At 60.8% G+C, this 24,691-nt stretch carries 21 protein-coding genes; 11 read left to right on the top strand and 10 right to left on the bottom strand.

The features are described from left to right. Positions 1 to 24: 24 nt before the first annotated feature. Positions 25 to 909, bottom strand: coding sequence for a DMT family transporter (locus tag BOP96_RS09830; protein ID WP_014719437.1), 885 nt, complete (start codon positions 907 to 909; stop codon positions 25 to 27). A gap of 162 nt (positions 910 to 1,071) precedes the next feature. On the opposite strand from BOP96_RS09830, the gene aceK reads away from it, so the two are divergent. The 5 genes from aceK to BOP96_RS09800 all read left to right on the top strand — a co-directional run bounded on the left by aceK (position 1,072) and on the right by BOP96_RS09800 (position 9,194). After that, complete coding sequence (aceK, locus tag BOP96_RS09825) at positions 1,072 to 2,781, top strand: bifunctional isocitrate dehydrogenase kinase/phosphatase (RefSeq protein ID WP_014719436.1); 1,710 nt, start codon at positions 1,072 to 1,074, stop codon at positions 2,779 to 2,781. 205 nt (positions 2,782 to 2,986) lie between these two features. Then, positions 2,987 to 6,898: an ATP-dependent RNA helicase HrpA gene (hrpA, locus tag BOP96_RS09820; RefSeq protein WP_073452568.1), complete on the top strand. Its 3,912-nt coding sequence runs from the start codon at positions 2,987 to 2,989 to the stop codon at positions 6,896 to 6,898. A gap of 184 nt (positions 6,899 to 7,082) precedes the next feature. Then, positions 7,083 to 8,204: a beta-ketoacyl-ACP synthase III gene (locus BOP96_RS09815; RefSeq protein ID WP_003193141.1), complete on the top strand. Its 1,122-nt coding sequence runs from the start codon at positions 7,083 to 7,085 to the stop codon at positions 8,202 to 8,204. 145 nt (positions 8,205 to 8,349) lie between these two features. Beyond that, the gene (locus BOP96_RS09805; protein WP_014719433.1) at positions 8,350 to 8,964 is read left to right on the top strand and encodes an RNA polymerase sigma factor; all 615 of its coding nucleotides are present in this window, start codon (positions 8,350 to 8,352) and stop codon (positions 8,962 to 8,964) included. Beyond that, positions 8,958 to 9,194, top strand: coding sequence for an anti-sigma factor family protein (locus BOP96_RS09800; RefSeq protein WP_073452563.1), 237 nt, complete (start codon positions 8,958 to 8,960; stop codon positions 9,192 to 9,194). Before BOP96_RS09805 ends, BOP96_RS09800 begins: the two co-directional genes overlap by 7 nt. A 32-nt stretch (positions 9,195 to 9,226) precedes the next feature. Here the strand turns inward: BOP96_RS09800 and BOP96_RS09795 are convergent, their stop codons facing one another. Then, positions 9,227 to 10,549: a putative porin gene (locus BOP96_RS09795; RefSeq protein WP_003193136.1), complete on the bottom strand. Its 1,323-nt coding sequence runs from the start codon at positions 10,547 to 10,549 to the stop codon at positions 9,227 to 9,229. A gap of 285 nt (positions 10,550 to 10,834) precedes the next feature. Between BOP96_RS09795 and BOP96_RS09790 the strand changes: the two genes are divergently transcribed. Further along, positions 10,835 to 11,968, top strand: coding sequence for a GNAT family N-acetyltransferase (locus BOP96_RS09790; protein ID WP_014719431.1), 1,134 nt, complete (start codon positions 10,835 to 10,837; stop codon positions 11,966 to 11,968). A gap of 44 nt (positions 11,969 to 12,012) precedes the next feature. Here the strand turns inward: BOP96_RS09790 and aqpZ are convergent, their stop codons facing one another. The 5 genes from aqpZ to BOP96_RS09765 form a co-directional block, all read right to left on the bottom strand. Then, positions 12,013 to 12,714 carry an aquaporin Z gene (aqpZ, locus tag BOP96_RS09785; RefSeq protein ID WP_019820470.1) on the bottom strand — a complete coding sequence of 234 codons (702 nt, stop codon included), beginning with the start codon at positions 12,712 to 12,714 and terminating at the stop codon, positions 12,013 to 12,015. Positions 12,715 to 12,889: 175 nt separating this feature from the next. Continuing rightward, the gene (locus tag BOP96_RS09780; RefSeq protein WP_073452561.1) at positions 12,890 to 14,722 is read right to left on the bottom strand and encodes an ABC transporter ATP-binding protein; all 1,833 of its coding nucleotides are present in this window, start codon (positions 14,720 to 14,722) and stop codon (positions 12,890 to 12,892) included. An 82-nt stretch (positions 14,723 to 14,804) separates the two neighbouring features. Then, positions 14,805 to 15,368 (bottom strand): peptidylprolyl isomerase A, encoded by a 564-nt coding sequence (locus tag BOP96_RS09775; protein WP_014719428.1) that lies wholly within the window; start codon positions 15,366 to 15,368, stop codon positions 14,805 to 14,807. Positions 15,369 to 15,371: 3 nt separating this feature from the next. Beyond that, positions 15,372 to 16,175, bottom strand: a complete 804-nt coding sequence (locus BOP96_RS09770) for an alpha/beta fold hydrolase (RefSeq protein WP_073452559.1) — start codon at positions 16,173 to 16,175, stop codon at positions 15,372 to 15,374. A 14-nt stretch (positions 16,176 to 16,189) separates the two neighbouring features. Then, positions 16,190 to 17,113 (bottom strand): LysR family transcriptional regulator, encoded by a 924-nt coding sequence (locus tag BOP96_RS09765; protein ID WP_014719426.1) that lies wholly within the window; start codon positions 17,111 to 17,113, stop codon positions 16,190 to 16,192. Positions 17,114 to 17,162: 49 nt separating this feature from the next. On the opposite strand from BOP96_RS09765, the gene BOP96_RS09760 reads away from it, so the two are divergent. From BOP96_RS09760 to BOP96_RS09750, 3 genes are all read left to right on the top strand, one after another. Continuing rightward, positions 17,163 to 17,477 carry a 3-phosphoglycerate kinase gene (locus tag BOP96_RS09760; protein WP_014719425.1) on the top strand — a complete coding sequence of 105 codons (315 nt, stop codon included), beginning with the start codon at positions 17,163 to 17,165 and terminating at the stop codon, positions 17,475 to 17,477. A gap of 151 nt (positions 17,478 to 17,628) precedes the next feature. After that, the gene (locus BOP96_RS09755; RefSeq protein ID WP_073452557.1) at positions 17,629 to 18,228 is read left to right on the top strand and encodes an FMN-dependent NADH-azoreductase; all 600 of its coding nucleotides are present in this window, start codon (positions 17,629 to 17,631) and stop codon (positions 18,226 to 18,228) included. A 202-nt stretch (positions 18,229 to 18,430) separates the two neighbouring features. Then, positions 18,431 to 19,300 carry a carboxylate/amino acid/amine transporter gene (locus BOP96_RS09750; RefSeq protein WP_014719423.1) on the top strand — a complete coding sequence of 290 codons (870 nt, stop codon included), beginning with the start codon at positions 18,431 to 18,433 and terminating at the stop codon, positions 19,298 to 19,300. On the opposite strand, the gene BOP96_RS09745 is transcribed toward BOP96_RS09750, so the two are convergent. Together BOP96_RS09745 and BOP96_RS09740 are read right to left on the bottom strand one after the other, a co-directional pair. Beyond that, a complete protein-coding gene (locus tag BOP96_RS09745) occupies positions 19,257 to 20,285 on the bottom strand; it encodes an NADP-dependent oxidoreductase (RefSeq protein ID WP_060767369.1) in 1,029 nt (342 codons plus the stop codon). The two genes, BOP96_RS09750 and BOP96_RS09745, sit on opposite strands and share 44 nt — an antisense overlap. A gap of 62 nt (positions 20,286 to 20,347) precedes the next feature. Next, positions 20,348 to 21,136, bottom strand: coding sequence for an SDR family NAD(P)-dependent oxidoreductase (locus BOP96_RS09740; protein ID WP_014719421.1), 789 nt, complete (start codon positions 21,134 to 21,136; stop codon positions 20,348 to 20,350). A gap of 125 nt (positions 21,137 to 21,261) precedes the next feature. On the opposite strand from BOP96_RS09740, the gene BOP96_RS09735 reads away from it, so the two are divergent. Beyond that, positions 21,262 to 21,828 (top strand): TetR/AcrR family transcriptional regulator, encoded by a 567-nt coding sequence (locus tag BOP96_RS09735; protein WP_014719420.1) that lies wholly within the window; start codon positions 21,262 to 21,264, stop codon positions 21,826 to 21,828. Positions 21,829 to 21,844: 16 nt separating this feature from the next. On the opposite strand, the gene BOP96_RS09730 is transcribed toward BOP96_RS09735, so the two are convergent. Beyond that, complete coding sequence (locus BOP96_RS09730) at positions 21,845 to 23,137, bottom strand: mechanosensitive ion channel family protein (protein WP_073452555.1); 1,293 nt, start codon at positions 23,135 to 23,137, stop codon at positions 21,845 to 21,847. Between the two features lie 191 nt (positions 23,138 to 23,328). Between BOP96_RS09730 and BOP96_RS09725 the strand changes: the two genes are divergently transcribed. After that, positions 23,329 to 24,675 carry a DEAD/DEAH box helicase gene (locus BOP96_RS09725; RefSeq protein WP_014719418.1) on the top strand — a complete coding sequence of 449 codons (1,347 nt, stop codon included), beginning with the start codon at positions 23,329 to 23,331 and terminating at the stop codon, positions 24,673 to 24,675. Positions 24,676 to 24,691: the final 16 nt, after the last annotated feature.

The raw sequence follows: 24,691 nt of genomic DNA, 5'->3' as shown, positions 1-24,691 counted from the left end.
CTGTAGGAGCGAGATTGGTCGCTCCTACAGTTTTTGCGGGCGCAGCACCAACCACAACGCCCCGGCAATCAGCACACCGCCATACAGGTGGGCCATGGACAGCGGCTCATCCAACAGCAACGCACCCCACAACACGCCGAACGGCGGAATCATGAAGGTCACGGTCATCGACTTGACCGGGCCGATGGACGACAGCAGGCGGAAGTACAGAATGTAGGCGAACGCCGTACATACCAGCCCCAATCCCAGCAGCGACGACCACACCTGCCAGCCGCCCCAGCTCGCCGGTGGATGGCTGATGGCGCTGTAGGCAAAGAACGGCAACAGAAACAACGTCGCCCCCAACATGCTGCCCAAGGCCGAGAGACGGCTGTCCAACCCGCCGCGCTGGTCCAGCCAACGCCGCGCCAGGAAACCGGCAAAGCCATAGCACGTGGTTGCCAGCAGGCACGCCAGTGCGCCCATCAATAATTCCAGATCAAAGGCCACCGGCCCCGCACGCGTGAGCACGGCAACGCCAAACAGCCCCAGGGCGACCCCTGCGATTTTCGATGGCGTCAGGCGCTCACTGAAGAACAGCCCGCCAATCAGCACGCCCATCAGCGGCGTGGTGGCGTTGAAAATCGCCGAATAACCTGCCGGCAGTACCTGTGCCGCCACCGAGTACATCGTCGCGGGAATCCCCGAGTTGATCACGCCCAGCAACAGGACCGTCTTGAACTTGCCCTTGAAATCCCAGCTCACGCGCATCATCGCCAGGATCACTAATAAGCCCGCGGCGGCAATCGACACGCGGAAAAACGCGGTGGGCACTGTGCCGATTTCCGGGGCGATGATGCGCATAAACAGGAAACTCGCGCCCCAAATGGCGGCCAGCCCCAGCAGATACAGGGTGTCAACAGGTCTCACGGAAAACTCCTACGCCAAATGGGGCGCAGAAGTGTTGCCCAGCGGGCAGGTCGGCACAATGGCTAATTGCAGTCAGTTCACCCCTGCGCAAAATCATTCTTCTCCTGCCTCGGTTCACTGGCTAAGCTCTGGGCTTCCAGATACCCGTTCGAGGTTTCCCGCATGTCGCAGTCCGCCCTCGCTATCGCCCGGATGATCCTCGACGGTTTCGACGATTACCGTGAACACTTCCGCCAGATCACCGATGGCGCCCGTGAGCGTTTCGAGAAGGCCCAGTGGCAGCAGGGGCAGGCCGCGTCGGCCGCGCGCATCAACCTCTATGAAGAGAAAGTCGCTGAGGTCACGACCCGCCTGCGCGCCAGTTTTGACCCTGCGCCGTTGCATGACATCGGCCAGTGGCCCCTGGTAAAAAGCGCCTATATCGGCCTGATCGACCTTCGCTTTGACGATGAACTGTCCGAGACCTGGTACAACTCGATCTTCTGCGGCCTGTTCAGCCATGACCTGATCAGCGACGGCTGCATGTTCATCCACACTACCCGGCCGAGCCTGCGCCGGGCGCGGGCGGCGCAAACCCGTATCTACACGCCGGCCGGTAAAATAGCGGACATGCTCGCGCAGGTTTTCTCTGACTACCGCTTCAGCGAGCCCTACGCCGACCTGCCCGCCGACCTGCGCCGCCTCGAAGCCCAGTTGCGGGAAAACCTGCCGGATTGGGTGTGCAAGGACCCGGACCTCAAGGTCGAGTTGTTTTCCTCGGTGCTGTATCGCAACAAAGGCGCCTACCTCGTGGGGCGCATCTACACCCGCGACGAACAATGGCCGTTGGTGATTCCGCTGCTGCACCGCGAAGGGCGTGGCATTCAGATCGATGCGTTGATCACCGACGAAGCCGACGTGTCGATCATCTTCTCGTTCACCCGTTCCTATTTCATGGTCGACGTGCCCGTGCCAGCGGAATTCATTGGCTTTCTCAAGCGCATTCTGCCGGGCAAGCACATTGCCGAGCTGTACACCTCCATCGGTTTCTACAAGCACGGCAAATCCGAGTTCTACCGCGCGCTGATCAACCACCTGGCCACCACCGATGACCAGTTCATCATGGCCCCCGGCGTGCGCGGCATGGTCATGAGCGTGTTTACGCTGCCGGGTTTCAATACGGTGTTCAAGATCATCAAGGACCGCTTCTCGCCGTCGAAAAACGTCAACCGCGCCACGGTGATCGAAAAGTACCGCCTGGTGAAAAGCGTCGACCGGGTAGGGCGCATGGCCGACACCCAGGAGTTCGCCGACTTCCGCTTCCCCTTGAGCAAGTTCGAGCCCGAGTGCCTGGCCGAGCTGCTGGAAGTCGCCGCCGGTACTGTCGAAGTGGAGGGCGATACCGTGCTTATCCGCCACTGCTGGACCGAGCGACGCATGACCCCGCTCAACCTCTACCTCGACAACGCCAACCCCGCCCAGGTGCGCGAAGCATTGGAGGATTACGGCCTGGCGATCAAGCAACTGGCGGCAGCGAATATCTTCCCCGGCGACATGCTGCTGAAAAACTTTGGCGTCACCCGCCACGGCCGCGTGGTGTTCTACGACTACGACGAAATCTGCTTTCTCACCGAAGCCAACTTCCGCCATATCCCCGCGCCGCGCACCCCCGAGGATGAAATGGCCTCCGAGCCCTGGTACTCCATCGGCCCGCTGGATGTGTTCCCCGAGGAATTCCCGCCGTTCCTGTTTGCCGACGCCGGCCAGCGCAAGTTGTTCGACGAGTTGCATGGCGAGTTGTACAACGCCGATTACTGGAAGGGCCTGCAGGACGCGATTCGTGCCGGTAAGGTGATCGACGTATTCCCCTACCGCCGCAAAGACCCGCTATAACCTATTGCCCCTGTGGGAGCGGGCGTGCTCGCGAATACGGTGGTTCAGTTGATACATCTGTGACTGACACACCGCTTTCGCGAGCAAGCCCGCTCCCACATTTTGGTTCGGTTTACACCCGTTGAAGCTCAACTGCCTGCCAGATGGGCTGCTTTTCTGCCACACTTGCCGGCCGTGCATAAATAGATGACCGTCGAAATAGCTGATGACAGACCAAGCACCCACCCTCGACCAACTGCTCAAAGCCCTCGATCACGCCATGCTCGCCGACCGCCACCGCTTGCGCCGGCAGTTGCTTGAGCTGCGCAAGAAGCCCGATGAGGACAAGCTGGCGCAGTGGGTGGCGCGCATGCAGGCATCGTGCGCCCAGGTCACGGCGCGGCGCGCCAGCCTGCCGGTGATCCGCTACGACGACAGCCTGCCGATTGCCGCCAAGCGCGATGAGATCAAGGACGCGCTGCTCAAGCACCAGGTGCTGATCATTGCCGGTGAGACCGGTTCGGGCAAGACCACCCAGTTGCCGAAAATCTGCCTGGAAATCGGTCGCGGCCAGTACGGTCTGATCGGCCACACCCAGCCACGCCGGATCGCAGCGCGCAGTGTCGCCAGCCGTGTCGCTGAAGAGCTGGCCACGCCATTGGGTGCGCTGGTCGGTTACCAAGTGCGCTTCGAAGACCAGAGTGACTCCAACACCCTGATCAAGCTGATGACCGACGGCATCCTGCTGGCCGAAACCCAGAACGCCCGTTACCTCGAGCGCTACGACACGATCATCGTCGACGAAGCCCACGAACGCAGCCTGAACATCGACTTCCTGCTCGGCTACCTCAAGACCCTGTTGCCGCGCCGCCCCGACCTGAAGGTTATCATCACCTCGGCGACCATCGACCTGGAGCGCTTTTCCAAGCACTTCGACGATGCGCCAATAGTCGAGGTGTCGGGCCGTACCTTCCCGGTGGACACCTGGTATCGCCCCCTCACCCTGGAACAGGACGAGGAGGGCAACCGCGTCGAGGACGACCTGACCGTCGACCAGGCGATCCTCGCCACCCTCGATGAAATCGCCGCCTATGAGCGCAGCGAACGGCGCAGCCCTGGCGACGTGTTGGTGTTCCTGCCCGGCGAGCGCGAGATTCGTGATGCGGCCGACATGCTGCGCAAGGCCCAGCTCAAGCACACCGAGATTTTGCCGTTGTACGCACGGCTGTCACCGGCCGAGCAACAGCGCATTTTCCAGTCCCACCCAGGCCGGCGCGTGGTACTGGCGACCAACGTTGCGGAAACCTCGCTGACGGTGCCGGGCATTCGCTATGTGATCGACAGCGGCACGGCACGCATCAGCCGCTACAGCTACCGCGCCAAGGTGCAGCGCCTGCCCATCGAGGCGATTTCCCAGGCCAGCGCCAACCAGCGTAAAGGCCGTTGCGGCCGGGTTGAACCGGGTATTTGCGTGCGCTTGTACAGCGAAGAAGATTTTATCGGGCGCCCGGAATTTACCGACCCGGAAATTCTGCGCACCAACCTCGCGGCCGTGATCCTGCAGATGCTGCACCTGCGCCTGGGCGAGATCACCGATTTCCCGTTTATCGAACCGCCGGATGGCAAGGCCATCAGCGACGGTTTCAACCTGCTGCAAGAACTCTCGGCGGTCGACCGCAACAGCCAGCTCACGCCGTTGGGCCGCCAGCTCGCCCGCTTGCCGGTGGACCCGCGCATGGGCCGCATGTTGCTGGAAGCGGCCAAGCTCGGCAGTTTGCAGGAAGTGTTGATCGTCGCCAGCGCCATGTCGATCCAGGACCCGCGCGAGCGCCCACCAGAGCGTCAACAAGCGGCCGACCAAGCCCACGCACAGTGGAAAGACCCGGATTCGGACTTCGCCGGGTTGGTCAACCTGTGGCGCGGTTTCGAGGAGCAGCGCCAGGAACTGACCGCCAGCCCGTTGCGCAACTGGTGCCGCAAAAACTTCCTCAATTACTTGCGCCTGCGCGAGTGGCGCGACTCCCATCGTCAATTGAGCCTGATCTGCCGCGACATGCAGCTGAGCCTCAACAAAGAGCCCGCCGACTATCCGAAGCTGCATAAAGCGGTACTGTCCGGCCTGCTCAGCCAGATCGGCCAGAAGACCGAAGACGGCGATTACCTCGGGGCGCGCCAGCGTCGCTTCTGGATTCACCCGTCGTCGGGCATCGGCAAGAAGCGCCCGCAATGGCTGATGACCGCCGAACTGGTGGAAACCACCAAGCTCTATGCACGCATGGTGGCGAAGATCGATGCCGACTGGATCGAGCCGCTGGCGGGGCATCTGATCAAGAAAAACCACTTCGAACCCCATTGGGAGAAGAAGCGCGGCCAGGTGGTGGCCTTTGAGCAGATCACCCTGTTCGGGCTGATCGTGGTAGGGCGTCGGCCGGTGCATTACGGGCCGATTGACCCGGTGGTGTCCCGTGAGTTGTTTATCCGTGAAGGCCTGGTGCGCGGCGAGATTCAGTCCCGGGCCAAGTGCCTGACGGCCAACCAGAAACTGCTGGAGCAACTCGACGAGCTGGAAGCCAAGGCCCGCCGTCGCGACATCCTGGCCGACGAAGAAACCCTGTACGCCTTCTACGATGCGCGCCTGCCCGCAGAGATTCACCAGACCGCCACCTTTGACAGTTGGTACAAGGTCAACAGCCAGAAAGACCCGCAACTGCTGATCATGCGTGAAGAAGACGTACTGGCCCGCGAGGCCAGTGAAGTCACCGCCGCGCATTACCCGGACACCTTGCACCTGGGCGACCTGGCCCTGGCCTTGAGTTACCACTTCGAACCCAACCACCCCCGTGACGGCGTGACCCTGCGGGTGCCGGCGCCGTTGTTGCCGGCGTTGCCAGCCGAGCGCCTGGAGTGGCTGGTGCCGGGGTTGATCGAAGCCAAGTGCATCGCTCTGGTGCGCAACTTGCCCAAGGCGCTGCGCAAAAACTTCGTGCCGGTGCCGGACTTCGTCAAGGCCGCGCTGCAACGCATCGAATTCGGCCAGGGCTCGCTGCCCCAGGCGCTGGGGCGTGAATTGCTGCGCATGACCGGTGCGCGGGTCAGCGATGAGGCGTGGGCCGAGGCGGCGCAACAGGTGGAAAACCACCTGAAGATGAACCTGGAAGTGGTCGACGGCCAGGGCAAGTTCCTCGGCGAAGGCCGTGACCTGGCCGAGCTGACCGCACGGTTCGCCGAAGCCAGCCAGGCCGCCTTGGCGGTGCCGCAAACCGCGAAAAGCCAGCAGCCGGTAGAGGCCAAGGTGTTTGCGGCGGTGGCGGAAAAAACCCAGCAGAACATCGCCGGCCTGTCGATGACGGTGTATCCGGCACTGGTGGAAGAGAACGGCACGGTCAAGGAGGGGCGCTTCTCCACCGCTGCCGAAGCCGAGTTCCAGCACCGTCGCGCCTTGCAGCGCCTGCTGATGCAGCAATTGGCGGAGCCGGCGAAATTCCTGCGCGGCAAATTGCCGGGCCTGACCGAACTGGGGTTGATGTACCGTGAACTGGGGCGAATCGACGCGCTGGTGGAAGACATCCTGCTGGCCAGCCTCGATACCTGTGTACTTGAAGGCGAAGCCAGCCTGCCACGCGATGGCGCTGGCCTGGCGGCCTTGGCTGAACGCAAGCGCGGCAGTTGGACTGAGCACGCCGAACGCCTGGCGCGCCTGACCCTGGAAGTGCTGAAACTTTGGCACGGCCTGCAAAAACGCTTCAAGGGCAAGATCGACCTGGCCCAGGCCGTGGCCTTGAACGATATCAAGCAGCAACTGAGCAACCTGGTGTATCCAGGTTTTGTGCGGGAAACCCCGGCCCAGTGGTTCAAGGAACTGCCGCGTTTCCTCAAGGCTATCGAACTGCGCCTGGAAAAACTGCCGAGCCAGGTGCAAAAGGACCGCGTGTGGAGCAGCGAATTGGGCGGCCTGTGGGCGCAGTACCAGAACCGCGTGAACAAACATACCCAGGAAGGCAAGCGCGACCCGCAGTTGGAGCTGTACCGCTGGTGGCTGGAGGAGTACCGGGTGTCGCTGTTTGCCCAGCAGTTGGGTACCAAAGTGCCGATTTCCGATAAACGCCTGAGCAAGCAGTGGAGCCAGGTAGAGCCCTGAAGCCCTTGCCGCAAGGTGTTTGTTTGGCCTATAGCGCCAAATCCCCGGTGTTGTGGCAAACTTCGCGGTCACAAGATTGAATAAAAGCATTGCCAGTTTGATGCCCGCTGGATGACATCAAACGACTTTAATTTTGGTACGACGGTACCAATATCTTCTGCCTGACAGATTTAGAGGAACGACCGTGCATAACGTCGTCATCAGCGGCACTGGCCTGTACACCCCGGCCAACAGCATTTCCAACGAAGAGCTGGTGCAGTCTTTCAATGCCTACGTACAACAGTTCAACGCCGACAACGCCGCCGCTATCGAACGTGGCGATGTGCAGGCGCTGACCGAGTCGAGCGCGGCATTCATTGAAAAGGCATCCGGCATCAAGAGCCGTTTTGTGATGGACAAGGACGGCATCCTCGATCCACAGCGCATGGCTCCGCGCCTGCCCGAGCGCAGCAACGACGAATGGTCGGTGCTTTGCCAGATGGCCATCGGTGCCGCCGAACAAGCCCTGCAGCGCGCCGGCAAGACCGCCGCCGACATCGACGGCGTGATTGTCGCCTGCTCCAACCTGCAACGCGCCTACCCGGCGATCGCCATTGAAGTCCAGGAAGCCTTGGGTATCCAGGGTTTCGGTTTCGACATGAACGTGGCGTGTTCCTCGGCCACCTTCGGCATCCAGAACGCGGCCAACAGCATCCAGTTGGGCCAGGCCCGGGCGATCCTGATGGTCAACCCGGAAGTCTGCACCGGCCACCTGAACTTTCGTGACCGTGACAGCCACTTCATCTTCGGTGATGCTGCCACGGCGGTGATCCTGGAGCGTGCTGACCTGGCGACGTCCGAACATCAGTTCGACGTGGTGAGTACCAAGCTGCTGACCAAGTTCTCCAACAACATCCGCAACAACTTTGGCTTCCTCAATCGCACGGCGGAAGAGGGCATCGGCGCCCCCGACAAGCTGTTCGTGCAGGAAGGCCGCAAGGTGTTCCGTGATGTCTGCCCGATGGTGGCCGAATTGATCGGCGAGCACCTGGCAGAAAACCAGCTGAGTGTTACTGATGTGAAGCGTTTCTGGCTGCACCAGGCCAACCTGAGCATGAACCATCTGATCGTGAAGAAACTGCTGGGGCGCGACGCGTCAGTAGAAGAAGCACCGGTGATCCTCGATACTTACGCCAATACGAGCTCGGCCGGCTCGGTGATTGCGTTCCACACTTATCAGGATGACCTGCCCAAGGGCGCGGTTGCCGTACTCAGCTCCTTTGGCGCCGGGTATTCGATTGGCAGTGTGATCCTGCGCAAACGCTGAGTATGTGGCCGGACGCGGTCAACTGTGGGAGCTGGCTTGCCTGTGAAGGCATCGGCTCGGTGTGCCTGAATCACCGAGTTGTCTGGATCGCAGGCAAGCCAGCTCCCACATTGAGCGTATTTCCACGGCAAGATTGAGGTAAACGATGGCCGCAGCGGACGATGCGCACCTGCTTGAACGCCTGCTCAAGGGTGAGCAGCGGGCTTATAAGGATTTGGTCAACACGTACCAGAGTGCGATGCGGGCAGTGGCGTATGCCATCGTCGGCCAGCGCCATGCCGATGAGGTGGTGCAAGATGCCTGGCTCTCGGTGGTGCGCAACCTGGCCAAGTTCGAAGGGCGATCTAGCCTCAAGACATGGTTATTGACGATCACTGCCAATTCCGCAAAGAGCCGTTACAAACAAAATCGTCGGGAAGTCCTTCTCGACGATTTACCCTCGCCTCACGGCACTATCGGCGATGACCGCTTCAGCCCGGATGATGGCCATTGGGCTGTCGCCCCTTACGCTTGGCACCAGGACACCCCGGAAGCGCTGCTGACCGAAGATGAATTGCGCAAGTGCCTGGAGCATACGATTCTGAGTTTGTCCGAATTGCAAAGCAGTGTGCTGGTACTGCGTGAACGCCAGGGCCTGGAATTGGAAGAAATCTGTAATCTTCTGACCCTTTCACTCTCCAATGTCCGTGTGCTGTTGCATCGAGCGCGGCTTAAAGTCTTCGCCACGGTAGAGCATTTTGAGGAAACGGGCGAATGTTGACCTGTAAAGAACAAGTAGCGCGTTCCAGTGACTACCTCGATGGGCAATTGACCTTTCGGGAGCGTCTGCTGGTGCGTCATCACTTGATGTTCTGCCCGAACTGCCGGCGCTTTATCCGTCAGATGCGCCTGATGCAGGCAACGCTCAAGCGTATGCCGCAGGAGCCGGTGGAGGGGGTTGATGCGCTGGCCGAACAACTGGCCGCCGAGCGGCTTAAAGACACCATGTAGGAGCGAGCTTGCTCGCTCCTACATGTTAAGCGTTAGAACTTGGCTTCAGCATCCAACTGCAAGGTGTTGGTGTCGGCATCGCGCTGGGTCCGGCTGGCAAAGTCAGCCTTGGTCAGGAAGTAGGTGGCGCCGATGGCGAAGTTCTTGTCGATGTCGTAGCTGACTTTCATCTTGTGACCGCGCGAGCCGGTGGTGCCGTTGGCGAAGTCCGAATCGGTGAAGGCGCCGACGACGGCATTACGTTGAACGTCGCGGTAGTTGTAGTCCAGGTTCAAACCGAACACCTTGGACTTGGCACCCAGCAACCAGGCGGTGTCCTGGTCGGTCACCGCATCGTTGTTTTTCACGTACTGGCCGTAGAACGACAGCGGCACGGCCAGGCCACCGATGTCTGCTTGCGCAAAGCCTTCGTACAAGCGGAATTCATTGTTGGCCGAGTTGCCGTTGACCGCCAATGCGCAAGGCGTGGTGGTGGTTGTGCAGCGGCTGTCTTCGTCGTTCTTGTAGGCGTAGATGCTGCCGCCCAAGGTCATTTTCAGGTTGTCGGTGACCGAGAAACGCGTACCCAACTGGCCGGACGTCAGGCGCAGGTCATGGCGAAATTGCACGCCGTCACCGTCGACGTTGTCCTTGAGGTTGTAGTTACCCAGGCTACCGAACAGCTCCGCGCTGCTACCCAGTGGGTATTTGTAGGTGACGGCCAGGCCTTCAGGGTTGATGTCGCTATCCCAGATCACATCGCCCATGTTCACCCACGGCTGCAGCATCTTGCCGCCGATCACGTGCAGGTTCTTGATCTGGTCCGGGTGGTAGTCGATGTAGCCGAGGTCCAGCCAGATCGACTTCTTATCGAAGTAGCCATCCTGGTCCTGGTTGGTGGAGCGTGCATCATCGCCGCCGCCGGTGGCGATACGGATACCGGTGTCCACCTGCGGGTTGATTTCGGTGTAGGCACCCAGGCGGGCACGAATGCGTTGACGGTCCTTGTCACGCCCACCGTTGTTGGGTTCGCCGTCGATCTTTATGGTTTCCTGGCGGAAGCGCACGTCACCCTTGAACTGGGTCTTGGCTGCCCAAGCCAATTTCTGGTCGAAGCTGCTCAGCTCGTTGGTTTTTTTCGCGGTGGCCGCGATCTGCTCGTTGGTCTCTTGTTGAGCCTGGCGTGCGATCTGCTGCTCTTTCTGATCTCTGGCCAGTTCCATTTGCAGTTCGGTGTACTGCGCCGCGGTGATCTGGCCGTTGGCCTTGAGCATGTCGAGCAATTTAGCGTCGACTGCAGCGCTGGCCGGAACGCTCAGTGCCAGCAACAGGCCGCCACACAGGACCGCCGCAGTTTTAGTGGAAGCAAGACGCATATCAATCTCCGAAAGTGAGGAGGGAGGGCAACACCCTCCAGGACACAACCGACCCATGACGGACGGAAAAAATGTCGCCCGGTAGACCCGGACGCTCTAAAAACTGGCGTCAGTATCGCGACCGTTTATGACGGAGTAGTGGCTAAGTGATTTCATCTAGATGACAAATCGTTACGCTACGGAACTAAGGGTTTTGAGCCCTGTCCGCGTGTTTTGAGGATGTGCGCGCGGCTGTGATCAGCGATACTCGCCAGGTTTTCATGCCAAGAAACAATGAGGATGCCGATGCCGCTGCAACGCCTGGACAGCTTGTCCGATATCGCTGCGCACACGTGGGATGCCCTGATGCCACAGGCCCAGCCGTTTATGCAGCATGGGTTTCTGAGTGCGCTGGAAGACAGCGCCAGCATCGGCCCGCATTCGGGCTGGCAGACGGAGCACTTGCTGCACTGGGAAGGCGACCGGTTGATGGCGGCATTGCCGGGTTATCGCAAATGGCATTCTTATGGCGAGTACGTGTTCGATCACGGTTGGGCCGACGCCTGCGAGCGCGCCGGCATCGACTATTACCCCAAGTTGCTGACGGCCGTGCCGTTCAGCCCGGTCGGTGGGCCGCGGGTATTGGCTGCCAGTGCCGCCGACGCTTTTGAGTTGCTCAATAGCCTGCCGGGTTATCTGCAGATCGAAGGCCTGTCGAGCGCCCATATCAACTTTACCGATGCCCTCGCCGATCAAGCCATGGCCCAACACCCCGGCTGGTTGCAACGCTTGGGTTGCCAGTTTCATTGGCAGAACCGAGGCTACCGCGACTTCCAGGATTTCCTCGACGCGCTGAGTTCACGCAAGCGCAAACAGATGCGCAAAGAACGTGAACAAGTGGCAGGGCAGGGTATCGAGTTCGAGTGGTTGCAAGGCCATGAGCTGAGCGAAGCCCAGTGGGATTTTGTCTACGCCTGCTACGCCAACACCTACGCGGTGCGTCGGCAATCGCCCTACCTGACCCGCGCATTTTTCAGCCTGCTGGCTGAGCGCATGCCCGCAGCCATCCGCGTAGTCTTGGCCAAACAAGGCACGCGCCCGGTGGCCATGGCCTTCAGCCTGCTTGGCGGCGACAGCTTCTATGGCCGCTACTGGGGCTGCCTGGCGGAATTCGACCGCCTGCATTTCGAGACCTGTTTCTACCAAGGCATGGACTACGCCATCGCCCACGGCCTGCAACGCTTCGATGCGGGTGCCCAGGGGGAGCACAAATTGATTCGCGGGTTTGAGCCGGTGATTACGCGGTCATGGCACTACTTGCGCCACCCGGGGTTGAAGAGTGCCGTGGAGGATTTTCTTGAGCGAGAGCGGGTGGGGGTTCTGGCGTATGCCGAAGAGGCGAGGGCGGCCCTGCCTTATCGGCACTCTGACGGCACGTGAAACACCCTGTAGGAGCGAGCAAGCTCGCTCCTACAGGGATTGGGTCAAGCTGTTTTTTCTGCACCCAACCATCGGTACGTAATGCCGCCGATCACCGCGCCGAGGATCGGCGCGAGCCAGAACAGCCACAATTGTTGCAGCGCCCAGCCGCCGACAATCAACGCAGGCCCTGTGCTGCGGGCCGGGTTGACCGAGGTGTTGGTCACCGGGATGGAGATCAGGTGGATCAGCGTCAGCCCCAGGCCAATGGCGATGGGCGCGAAGCCTGCCGGGGCTCGACGGTCGGTGGCGCCAAGGATGATCAGCACGAACATCGCCGTCATCACCAGCTCACAGACAAAGCCTGCCGCCATTGAATAACCTCCGGGTGAATGCTCGCCATAACCATTGCTTGCCAGCCCGGACGCTAGCTCGAACCCAGGCTTGCCGCTGGCGATGAAGTACAGCAGTGCGGCGGCGATGGCGCCACCGATCACTTGCGACACGATGTAGGCCGGCAACTCCCTGGCCGGGAATCTGCCGCCCACCACCAACCCCACCGAGACGGCCGGGTTAAGGTGGCAGCCGCTGATATGCCCGATGGCAAATGCCATGGTCAGCACCGTGAGCCCAAAAGCCAGGGACACACCGAGCAGGCCGATGCCGACGTTGGGGAACGCTGCGGCCAACACCGCACTCCCGCAGCCACCCAACACCAGCCAAAACGTACCCAGTCCTTCCGTTACGGAACGTTTGAACAGTGACATGAACACTTCCTTAGATTGCTCTATCTGATTAACGGTCTGTGTGGCTTCCCTGCCGCCTTAAATCAGGGCCCTCCTGGGGCCTGATTGCAGTACAGCAGGATTGTGTCGCAAGACCAGCCAGATAGAGAAAGCTGTCAGAATTGTTCGGAATTGAGCGGGGCTTTACCCAGCGAAATCAGTCTATGCCGACAAAACCCCCGGTCTGATGCTGCCATAACCGCGAATAAAGCCCGCCGTATGCCAGCAACTCGGAATGGCTGCCGCTCTCGGCGATCTGGCCTTTTTCCAGCACCACCAGGCGGTCCATTCGTACGATGGTCGACAACCGGTGCGCAATCGCAATCACCGTCTTGCCCTGCATCAGGGTTTCCAGGCTCTCCTGGATCGCCGCTTCCACTTCCGAGTCCAGCGCAGAGGTGGCTTCGTCCATGATCAGGATCGGCGCGTCCTTGAGCAGCACGCGTGCGATAGCGATACGCTGGCGTTGCCCGCCGGAGAGTTTCACGCCGCGCTCACCCACATGGGCATCCAGCCCGGTGCGGCCCTCGGAATCCGACAGCAGTGGGATGAACTCATCGGCGCGGGCCTTGTGCACCGCCGCCAAGAGTTCCTCGTCAGTCGCGTCGGGCTTGCCATACAGCAGGTTGTCGCGGATCGAGCGGTGCAGCAACGAGGTGTCTTGGGTGATCATGCCGATTTGTGCGCGCAGGCTTTCCTGGGCGACCTCGGCGATGTCCTGGCCGTCGATGAGAATGCGTCCGCCCTGCAGGTCGTACAGGCGCAGCAGCAGGTTGACCAGCGTCGACTTGCCCGCGCCGGACGGGCCGATCAAGCCGATCTTTTCCCCGGCCTTGATCTCAAGGTTGAGGCCGCCAATGATTCCGCTCTTCTTGCCGTAGTGGAAGTCCACCTGCTCGAAGCGCACCTGGCCGTGGGGCACCGTCAGGCGCGGAGCGTTTTCACGATCGACCACGGCCAGTGGCTGGGCGATGGTCTTCAGGCCGTCCTGCACGATACCGATGTTTTCGAAGATGCCGTTGACCACCCACATGATCCAGCCGGACATGTTGACGATGCGGATCACTAGGCCTGTGGCCAGGGCAATCGCGCCCACGGAAATCAGCGACTGTGTCCACAGCCACAGGGCCAGGCCGGTGGTGGTGACGATCAGCAGGCCGTTCAGAATACAGATTACGGTGTCCATGCCGGTGAGCACCCGGGCGGCCAGTTGGGTTTTTTCGGTCTGCTCGATGATCGCTTGCTTGGCGTATTCCTGTTCATTCCGGGTATGGGCGAACAGCTTCAAGGTGGTGATATTGGTATAGCCGTCAACAATTCGGCCCATCAACTTGGAGCGCGCCTCCGAGGAGACCACCGAGCGTTCTTTCACCCGAGGCACGAAGTAACGCAAGGCCAGGCTGTAGCAAACGATCCAGGTAATCAGCGGAATCATCAGCCGCCAGTCGGCCTCGGCAAACAACACCAGGGCACTGATGGCGTAGATCGACACGTGCCAGATAGCTTCTGCGGTCGCCACCGCCGAGTCACGCAAGGAGTTGCCGGTTTGCATGATCCGCTGGGCGATGCGCCCGGCAAAGTCGTTCTGGAAGAAATTCAGGCTCTGCTTGAGCACGTAGCTGTGGTTCTGCCAGCGAATCAGGCTGGTCATGCCGGGGTTGATGGTCTGGTGCACCAGCAAGTCATGCAGGCCGTTGAAGAGCGGGCGCAACAACAGGGCCACCACGGCCATCCAGATCAGCTCGGCGCTGTGGATCTGGAAGAAATTCGCCGGTGGCGTGCCCTGGGCCAGGTCGATGATGCGGCTCAGGTAGCTGAACAACGCGACTTCGATCAGGGCGCCGACCAGTCCCACCACCAGCAGCGCGGCGAAGCACGGCCACACCTGGCGCAGGTAATAGAGATAGAACGGCAGGACTTTTTCGGGAGGGGCCGCGCTGGGGGCGTCGCGGAAAATATCGATCAGCTGTTCAAAACGACGATAGAGCATTAGGTTTGACGCCCGCCGGGCGGGCTCTCCTTTCAAAGGTGCACGGTGCCATGCGGGCACCGTGCAAAGCTGCCTGCGGACCTCAGTCGATGCGCTTGGCCGACTTGATGATCACAGGATCGATAGGCACGTTCTGCATGCCTTGCTTGGTGGTGGTCTGGGAGTTGACGATGATGTCGACCACGTCCATGCCCTTGACCACTTTGGCGAACACGGCATAACCGGCATCGCGGCCCGGGTCGAGGAAGGCATTGTCAGCCACGTTGATGAAGAATTGGCTGGTGGCCGAGTTCGGGTCATTGGTGCGAGCCATGGACAAGGTGCCACGCACGTTATGCAGGCCATTGCTGGCTTCGTTCTTGATCGGTGCTTCGGTCGGCTTTTGTGACATTTGCTGGGTGAACCCGCCGCCCTGGACCATGAAGCCCGGGATCACGCGGTGAAAGATCGTATTGGTGTAGAAGCCCTTGTCGACATAGGCCAGGAAGTTCTTGGTGCTGATCGGCGCCTTGACCGGGTCCAGTTCGATTTCAATCTGGCCGTTGGTGGTGTCGAGCAAAACATGTGGCGCCTTGGCCGGCTCAGCTGCCATCAGGTTGGCAGCAAACAAGGCGGAACCGGCAAAGAAGGCGATTTTTTTCAGCATGGGTCAGTGATCCTGGGTAGTGGTTTCGACGGTCTTTAGAAAGTCGAGCAAGGTCGCGTTAAAGACCTCGGGTTGATCCAAGGGCGTGGCATGGCGGGAATCTTCGATGACCACCAGCCGCGCATCGGGCAGCAGTTTTACATAGATTTCTTTCTGCGCCACGGGGGTGTAGTCATGGTCGGCGCTGATGACCAGGGTTGGACAGGCAATTCTCGACAGTTGTTCCTGCACGCCCCAGCCCACAATGGCGTCGAAGCTGGCGAGATAAGCACGTTTGTCGTTTCTTGCCCAGCGCTCGGCCATCTTGCGGCGCAGGTCGGCCTGCTCAGGTTTGGGGAACAGCCGATCGCCCAGGGCCTTGCCGATGGTGCCCAGGCTGAGCACACGGGCCAGGGTCCAGCGTTTGGCCCACTGCCAATAGTCATCGGCACTGCGCACCTTGACCTCAGGCGTGCTGTTGACGATGCACAGGCTCTTGACCCGCCGGGGTTCATCCACCGCCAGTTGGAAGGCGATCATGCCGCCCATGGATAAACCCACCACGTGGGCCGCTGGCAGGTCGAGGTGTTCGATCAGGGCGACCAGGTCGAAGGTAAACCCTTTGATGCTGTAGCGCTCCCGGGGTTTGTCCGAGCGACCATGGCCGCGCACGTCAACCACGATCAGGCGGTAGTGCCGGGCGAGTACCGGTACTTGCAGTTCCCAATCCTGGCTGCTGGAGCCCAGGCCGTGAATCAGGATCAGGGGGTTGCCATGGCCGTATTCCTCGTAATGCAGGCTGCAGCCTTCATGGTCGAACCAGGCCATGGATGAACTCCGTTTCAGGCTTGTTGAGGAGCGGCGAAGGGCGCGTCCAGGGGAGCGGTGTCAAAGGTGCGCAGCAATTCCACGAGAATCTGCGTGGCGGGCCCCAAGGGTTTGTCTTTGTTGGAGTACAGGTAAAACGTCGGGTTGCGACTGCCACCTTTTTCCAGGGGAAGCTGCTTGAGCACGCCCTCCTTGAGTTCGCGCTCGATCATGTGCCGGGGCAGCCAGGCAAAGCCCAGGCCGCTGGCGACGAAGGTGGCCGCGGTAGCGAGGCTGCCGACGGTCCAGCGCTGTTCGGCGCCGAGCCAGCCGACGTCGCGCGGTTGTTGGCGGCCGGAGTCACGGATCACCACCTGCATCTGGCTCTCCAGGTCGTGGAAACTCAGCTCACGGTTGAGGCGATGCAGCGAGTGATCGGGGTGGGCCACGGCGACGAACTCCACATCGCTCATTTCCGTGCCCAGGTAGCCCGGGATGATAAAACCGCAAATGGCCAGGTCCGCCATGCCGTCGAGCAGCAACTCTTCGACGCCGGACAGTACTTCTTCGCGCAGGCGCACCCGGCAGCCACGGCTTTGCGGCATAAAGGCGGTTAATGCGCGAACGAGACGTGCGCTGGGGTAGGCGGCGTCCACCACCAAGCGCACTTCGGCTTCCCAGCCCTGTTCCATATGATGAGCGAGGTCTTCCAGCTGGCTGGCGTTTTTCACCAGTTGGCGGGATCGGCGCAGCAGCACCTCACCGGCCTCGGTCAGCACCGCCTTGCGCCCGTCGATACGCAGCAAGGGGACGCCGAGTTGGTCCTGCATGCGCGCCACGGTGTAGCTCACTGAAGATTGCGAACGATGCAGCGCTTCGGCGGCTTGGGCAAAGCCGCCATGGTCGACCACGGCTTGCAAGGTGCGCCATTGATCGAGGGTAACGCGGGGCGCTTTCAAGATGAGCTCCTCTTGTCCTAAGCTGGCGGTCCTTATTGGAGACTGCCGAATGAGAAAATTGTGTTGTGTGTTGCTGGCGCTGCTGCCGATGAGCGCGTTTGCCTATCCTATCGACGTGACGAAAAAGATCGATGGCGTGAGCATTGATTACACCGCCTCCGATGTGGACGGCGACATCAGTTCGATCCAGCTGAACAACTACGGCGCCCAGGACGCGGTGTGCAAGGTCACCTTTACCAACGGCCCGGAATCGCCACGCCGTCGTACCGTGACCGTGCCTGCTGGCAAAAGCACTAACACCACGGTCAAGTTCAACCGCGCCATCATCAAGATGCGTATTGCCCTGGACTGCGCGCCAAAATAAAGCAACAGCGGAGCGTGCTCACAGGAATACTCCGCTTATAAACAAATTTCTAGATGGGTTGTAGCAGTTTTTTGCGCTTTTTTATCGAATAGGCCCTGGTTAACCTTCTCTCCATCGACTTACAGCAATTACCGATGGAGCCTACGAAGCCATGTCCAATGTCCTGATCATCGAAAGCAGTGCGCGCCAGCAGGATTCCATTTCCCGCCAGCTCACCCAACAGTTCATCAGCCAATGGCAAGTCGCCCATCCGGCAGACCGCATCACCGTGCGCGACGTAGCGCTCAATCCGGTACCCCATCTGGATGCCAACCTGCTGGGCGGCTGGATGAAACCGGCGGAGCAGCGTAACGACGACGAACAGGTGTCCCTGGACCGCTCCAACGAGTTAACTGACGAACTGCTGGCCGCCGACGTGTTGGTGCTGGCCGCGCCGATGTACAACTTCGCCATTCCGAGCACCCTTAAAGCCTGGCTGGATCACGTGTTGCGGGCGGGTGTGACCTTTAAATACACCGCCACCGGGCCCCAGGGTCTGTTGACCGGCAAGCGCGCTATCGTGCTCACCGCACGCGGTGGTATCCACACTGGCGCCACCTCGGATCACCAGGAACCGTACCTGCGCCAGGTCATGGCATTTATCGGCATTCATGACGTTACCTTCATTCACGCCGAAGGCGTCAACCTGGGCGGCGACTTCCAGGAGAAGGGCGTCAATCATGCCAAGGCGCAACTGGCCCAGGTCGCCTGAGGCGTTAATCGTCAGATAATCCCGTGCTGCTTATATAGCGCCACGCAAACCCTTCAAGTACGCGTATCGAACCTCCCTTTGCACTTTTGCTCCTGAGTGCTCCCGCCCGACTGCCGCTTTAGCGAGGTCGGGTTTTTTTTGCGCCGAGTTTCTTCAAAAACCAAAAAGCTTTAATGTCGCGCCCATTCGAAACGAGGCGCGCATGGGCTATCTACTGGTTGTCACCCTGATTCAGGCATTTTCCTTCAGCTTGATTGGCGAATACCTCGCCGGTCACGTCGACAGTTACTTTGCGGTGCTGGTGCGCGTGGTGCTGGCCGGGCTGATCTTTATTCCGCTGACGCGCTGGCGCTCGGTGGAGCCCGCGTTCATGCGCGGCATGTTGGTGATCGGTGCATTGCAGTTCGGCGTGACCTACGTATGTCTGTACCTGAGCTTTCGCGTGCTGACGGTGCCGGAAGTGCTGCTGTTCACCATCCTCACGCCGCTGCATGTGACCCTGATCGAGGACGCGCTTAATCGCCGCTTCAATCCCTGGGCGCTGGTGGCGGCCCTGGTGGCGGTGGGCGGTGCGGCGGTGATTCGTTTCGATCAGATCACCCCGCATTTCCTGATGGGGTTCTTGCTGCTGCAATTGGCCAATTTCACCTACGCCGCCGGGCAAGTCATGTACAAGCACCTGGTGGCGCGTTATCCCAGTGACCAGCCGCACTTCCGGCGTTTCGGTTATTTCTACCTGGGCGCCTTGATGGTGGTGTTGCCGGCGTTCCTGCTGTTCGCCAAGGCTGACTTCCTGCCGCAAGCGCCGCTGCAATGGGGCGTGCTGGTGTTCCTCGGAGTGGTCAGTACCGCGCTGGGCATGTACTGGTGGAACAAGGGCGCCTGCCTGGTCAATGGCGGCACCCTGGCGGTGATGAACAACCTGCATGTGCCGGTGGGGTTGCTGCTGAACCTGCTGATCTGGAACCAGCACGAACCGCTGGGTCGTTTGGCCCTGGGCGGTCTGGTGATTCTGGGGGCGGTGTGGATCAGCCGGCTGGGTGTGCGTCGGGCGGTGCCGTCTCCATCGTGATCACCACTTTGCCTTTGGCACGGCCTTGTTCGACGTAGTCCAGGGCCGCGGCTGTGGATTCGAAAGGGAAGGTTCGGTCGATGACCGGCCGGATAATCCCCGACTCGACCAGCGTGGTGATTTCATCCAGTTGCGCGCCACTGGCCCGCATGAAGACAAAGTCATAGCTCACGCCTTGCTTGCGCGCTTTCCTGCGGATACTGCTGCTCAACACACCCATGACCAGGCCCAATAACCAGGGCAGGTTCTGGGCGCGGGCGAAGGCGGGCGTCGGTGGGCCGGAGATGGAGATGAGCTGACCGCCGGGCTTGAGAATCTTCAGTGACTTGGCCAGCGCATCCGGGCCGAGGCTGTTCAGCACCACATCGTAATCCCGCAGCACGGTCTCGAAGGCTTGCTGTTTGTAGTCGACCACCACATCTGCGCCCAACGCTTTGACCCACTCCACATTGGCGGTGCTGGTGGTGGTCGCGACAAAAGCGCCCAAATGCTTGGCCAACTGGATGGCGATACTGCCCACCCCGCCTGAGCCCGCATGAATGAACACTTTCTGGCCTTTCTTCAGCTTCGCGGTTTCCACCAGCACCTGCCACGCCGTGAGCGCGACCAGGGGCAGGGCCGCGGCTTGCTCCATGGTGATGTTGTCGGGTTTGCGCGCCAGTGCGTCTTCGTGCACGGCAATCCGCTCGGCGAAGGTGCCGATACGTTGCTGGGGCGGGCGAGCGTAGACTTCGTCCCCCGGCTTGAAGCGTCGTACCGCCGCGCCGACGCTGAGCACCACGCCGGCCAGGTCATTGCCCAGTGTCAACGGCAACGCATAGGGCAGGATCAGTTTGAATTCGCCCTTGGCGATCTTTGCATCCAGCACATTGACGCTGCTGGCCCGCACCTGAACCAGCACGTCATGCTCACCCACAACAGGCGCGGGGGCCTCGGTGAGGCGGCCGGGCTGTTTGCCGTACCGTTCGATGGAAAATGCCTTCATGGTTCAACGCTCGTTGCTTCGGTGAGAAGGGGCAGGCGCGCAGCACGCCTGCTACCGGTTGTTCAGGCGTTGGCCAGGTAACGCTCGGCAACCTGGGACTGCTTGATCTGTGCCAGCAAGCCTTGCCGCGCAGCCTGCAACGCGTCCCAACGGGCGCCGTCCTGCAACGGCGGAATGGTCACCGGCTCGCGGCGATCAAAACCCACCAACGCCGCGTCCACCAGATCGCCCACTTCCATCACGTCCGTGAGGGTGTTGATGTCAATGCCCGCCCGCTCCCAGATCTCGGTACGCGTGGCGGCGGGCAGCACGGCTTGCACGTACACGCCTTTGGGCGCCAGCTCCAGGCTCATGCCCTGAGACAGGAACAGCACGAACGCCTTGGTCGCGCCGTATACCGTCATGCCGAATTCCGGGGCCAGGCCCACTACCGAGCCAATGTTGATGATAGCGCCGTTGCCCGCTGCCGCCAGGCGCGGGGCGATGGCACTGGCCAGGCGCACCAGTGCAGTGGTGTTGAGGGCGACCAACTGCGCGACGCTGTCGGTGGACTGTTCGATAAAACCGCCAGACTGCGCGGCGCCGGCATTGTTGACCAGGGTGCCAATGTTGGCGTCCTCGCGCAGGCGCGCTTCAACTGCTGCCAGGTCAGCGGTCTGGGTCAGGTCGGCGGGGAGGATATCAATGCTGACGGCATGCTGTTCGCGCAGTCGGGCAGCGAGCGCTTCCAGGCGCGTGATGTCACGGGCGACCAGTACGAGGTCGTGGCCGCGTGCGGCAAAGCGTTCGGCGTAGGCGGCGCCAATGCCGGTCGAAGCGCCAGTGATCAGAACGGTGTTGGAAGTACTCATGGTGTGATGCTCTGTGAGTGCGAGGAGGTTTTATGATGTCGATCATAATCAAAGCTGTCAACGGTTTTGATTATGATCGACATCATAGTAATATGCCTATCTCGCACGCTGTCAGGACCACAGACATGAAGATCACCAAGGCGCAGTCACAGAGCAATCGGGCCCATATCGTCGCGACAGCTTCCGAGTTGTTTCGCGAGCGGGGTTTCGATGGGGTGGGCGTGGCCGAGTTGATGGCTGCGGCCGGTTTTACCCAAGGCGGCTTTTACAAGCACTTCGGTTCCAAGGCGGACTTGATGGCGGAAGCAGCCGCTAACAGCCTGGCGCAGTCACTGGCCGACAGCGCGGAGAGGGAGGTGGAGCAGTTTTTCGAGGTTTACCTGTCCAGGCAGCACCGCGACCATCGCGGCGGCGGATGCACATTGGCGGCGTTGTGTGCCGATGCCGCCCGTCAGTCGGACACGCTGAAGGCGACCTTTGCCGAGGGTTTGGAAAATACCCTGCAGGCCCTGGAGGCAAAGTACAACGCGGCTCATGACGGGCCAAAAGAAGACGTGCGGGCGAAAATGCTCGACAGCATGGCCCATGCCATCGGCGCAATCATGTTGTCGCGGGCGTGCCCGGATGATTCCGCCCTGGCCGATGAAGTGCTTGAGGTGTGCCGCAAGGAGATTACGGCATCACTGCCGTAATCCCGCGTGCATCACCTCATGCCGTTTCGGCCACGTGTACCTGAGTGGCCCCGGCCAATGCAGGCAGCACGCCGGCCCGCAGGTCGTTGCCGCTCGGCTGTTGATACAGGCTCAGCCCGAACTCCGGCAACACTGCCAATAGATAATCGAAGATATCGCCCTGGATCCGCTCGTAATCGCCCCACGCCGTGGTGCGGGTAAAGCAGTAGATCTCCAGCGGCACGCCCTGGGCGGTGGTTTGCATCTGGCGCACCATGCAGGTCATGTTCGGCTGGATGTCCGGGTGGCTTTGCAGGTACGCCAGGGCGTAGGCGCGGAAGGTGCCGAGGTTGGTCATGCGCCGACGGTTGGCCGACAGTTGCGCGCTGTGGCCCTGGGCCTCGTTCCAGGCCTTGAGTTCGGCCTGTTTGCGGCTGATGTAGCCGCTGAGCAAGTGCACCTGGGTCATGCGCACTTCTTCCTCATCGTTCAGGAAGCGTACGCCGCTGGCGTCGATGTACAGGCTGCGCTTGATACGGCGCCCACCGGAGGCCTGCATGCCACGCCAGTTCTTGAACGACTCGGACATCAGGCGCCAGGTGGGGATGGAGACGATGGTCTTGTCGAAGTTCTGCACCTTCACCGTGTGCAGCGTGATATCCACCACATCGCCATCGGCCCCGACCTGGGGCATTTCGATCCAGTCACCGACGCGCAGCATGTCGTTGCTGGTCAATTGCACACTGGCGACGAACGACAGCAGGGTGTCCTTGTACACCAACAGAATCACCGCCGACATCGCACCCAGGCCTGAGAGCAGCAACAGTGGCGAGCGGTCGATCAGGGTGGCGACGATGATGATCGCGCCGAACACGAACAGCACCATTTTCGCCAATTGCACATAGCCCTTGATCGAGCGGGTGCGTGCGTGTTCGGTGCGTGCGTAGATATCCAGCAGCGCGTTGAGCAGGGCACTCATGGCCAAAACCATGAACAGAATGCTGATCGCCAGGGCGACGTTGCCGATGAACAGGATGGCGGTCTTGCTCAGGTCCGGCACCAGGTACAGACCGAACTGGACCACCAGCGACGGCGTCATTTGCGCCAGGCGATGGAAGACTTTGTTATGCCGCAGGTCGTTCAGCCAGTGCAGGGCCGGCTGCCGGCCGAGCAATTTGACCGCGTGCAGGATGAGGTAACGGGCGACCCGTCCCACCACCAATGCCACCACCAGCAACACCAGCAAGCCGAGGCTGGAATGCAGGACCGGGTGTTCATCTAGGGCGCCCCAAAGGTCTTGGACGTTGAGCCAGAGCTGTTTGATATCCATGCGTGAACCGATTCTTCTGTAAGACAACACGGGGCGATTAGAGCATTTAAGTGCAACAAAGTTGACGCTCTGGACAAAATCGCTGACAAAAAAGCAGCTGATTAGCCCCGTTCGCGTAAAGAAACTCGGTTTGGGCGCCCGAAACCGGTAACCTATGCAGCTGATATTTGTATTTCTTCGAGGTAGCACCCGTGTTTTCCCAATTCGCCCTGCACGAACGCCTGCTTAAAGCCGTGGCCGAGCTTAAATTTGTCGAGCCTACGCCTGTGCAAGCAGCGGCCATCCCGCTCGCGCTGCAAGGGCGTGACCTGCGGGTGACGGCGCAAACCGGCAGCGGCAAGACCGCCGCTTTCGTCCTGCCGGTACTTAACCGCCTGATCGGCCCGGCCAAGGTGCGCGTCAGCATCAAGACCCTGATCCTGCTGCCGACCCGCGAGCTGGCCCAGCAAACCCTGAAGGAAGTCGAACGCTTTTCGCAGTTCACCTTCATCAAGTCCGGCATCATCACCGGTGGCGAAGACTTCAAGGTCCAGGCCGCGATGCTGCGCAAGGTGCCGGACATCCTGATCGGCACCCCAGGGCGCATGATCGAGCAACTCAACGCTGGCAACCTTGATCTCAAGGAAGTCGAAGTGCTGGTGCTCGACGAAGCCGACCGCATGCTCGACATGGGCTTTGCCGATGATGTGCAACGTCTGGTCGGCGAGTGCGTCAACCGCCAGCAGACCATGCTGTTCTCCGCCACCACCGGTGGTTCGACCCTGCGCGACATGGTCGCCAAGGTGCTGAACAACCCTGAGCACTTGCAGGTCAACAACGTCAGCGACCTGAACGCCACCACGCGTCAGCAGATCGTTACCGCTGACCATAACGTGCATAAAGAACAGATCCTGAACTGGTTGCTGGCCAACGAGACCTACCAGAAGGCCATCGTGTTCACCAACACCCGTGCCGCCGCCGACCGTATCTACGGGCGCCTGGTTGCGCAGGAATACAAGGCGTTCGTACTGCACGGCGAGAAAGACCAGAAGGACCGCAAGCTGGCCATCGACCGTCTCAAGGCGGGCGGCGTGAAGATCCTGGTGGCCACCGACGTTGCCGCGCGCGGCCTCGACGTGGACGGCCTGGACCTGGTGATCAACTTCGACATGCCCCGCAGCGGCGACGAATACGTGCACCGCATCGGCCGTACCGGACGGGCCGGCAACGATGGCCTGGCCATCTCGCTGATCTGCCACGGCGACTGGAACCTGATGTCGAGCATCGAACGCTACCTGAAGCAGTCGTTCGAGCGCCGCACCATCAAGGAAGTCAAAGGCACGTACACCGGGCCGAAGAAGGTCAAGGCGTCGGGCAAGGCCGTTGGCGTGAAGAAGAAAAAGACCGACGCCAAGGGCGACAAGAAAAAAACCGCCGCCAAGTCACCGACCAAGCGCAAGATCGCCAACCGGCCGAAGACCGACAACCTGTCGCTCGTCAGCAAGGACGGCATGGCCCCGCTCAAGCGCCGCAAGCCAGAAGCTCCGGCTGCCGAATAAGCAGGCGGGCCTAAAA

It is taken from the genome of Pseudomonas sp. FSL W5-0203, assembly GCF_001896155.1.
Lineage (GTDB): Bacteria > Pseudomonadota > Gammaproteobacteria > Pseudomonadales > Pseudomonadaceae > Aquipseudomonas > Aquipseudomonas paracarnis.
The sequence above is the reverse complement of the archived record's forward strand: the minus strand, read 5'-3'. Positions and strand labels throughout refer to the sequence as shown.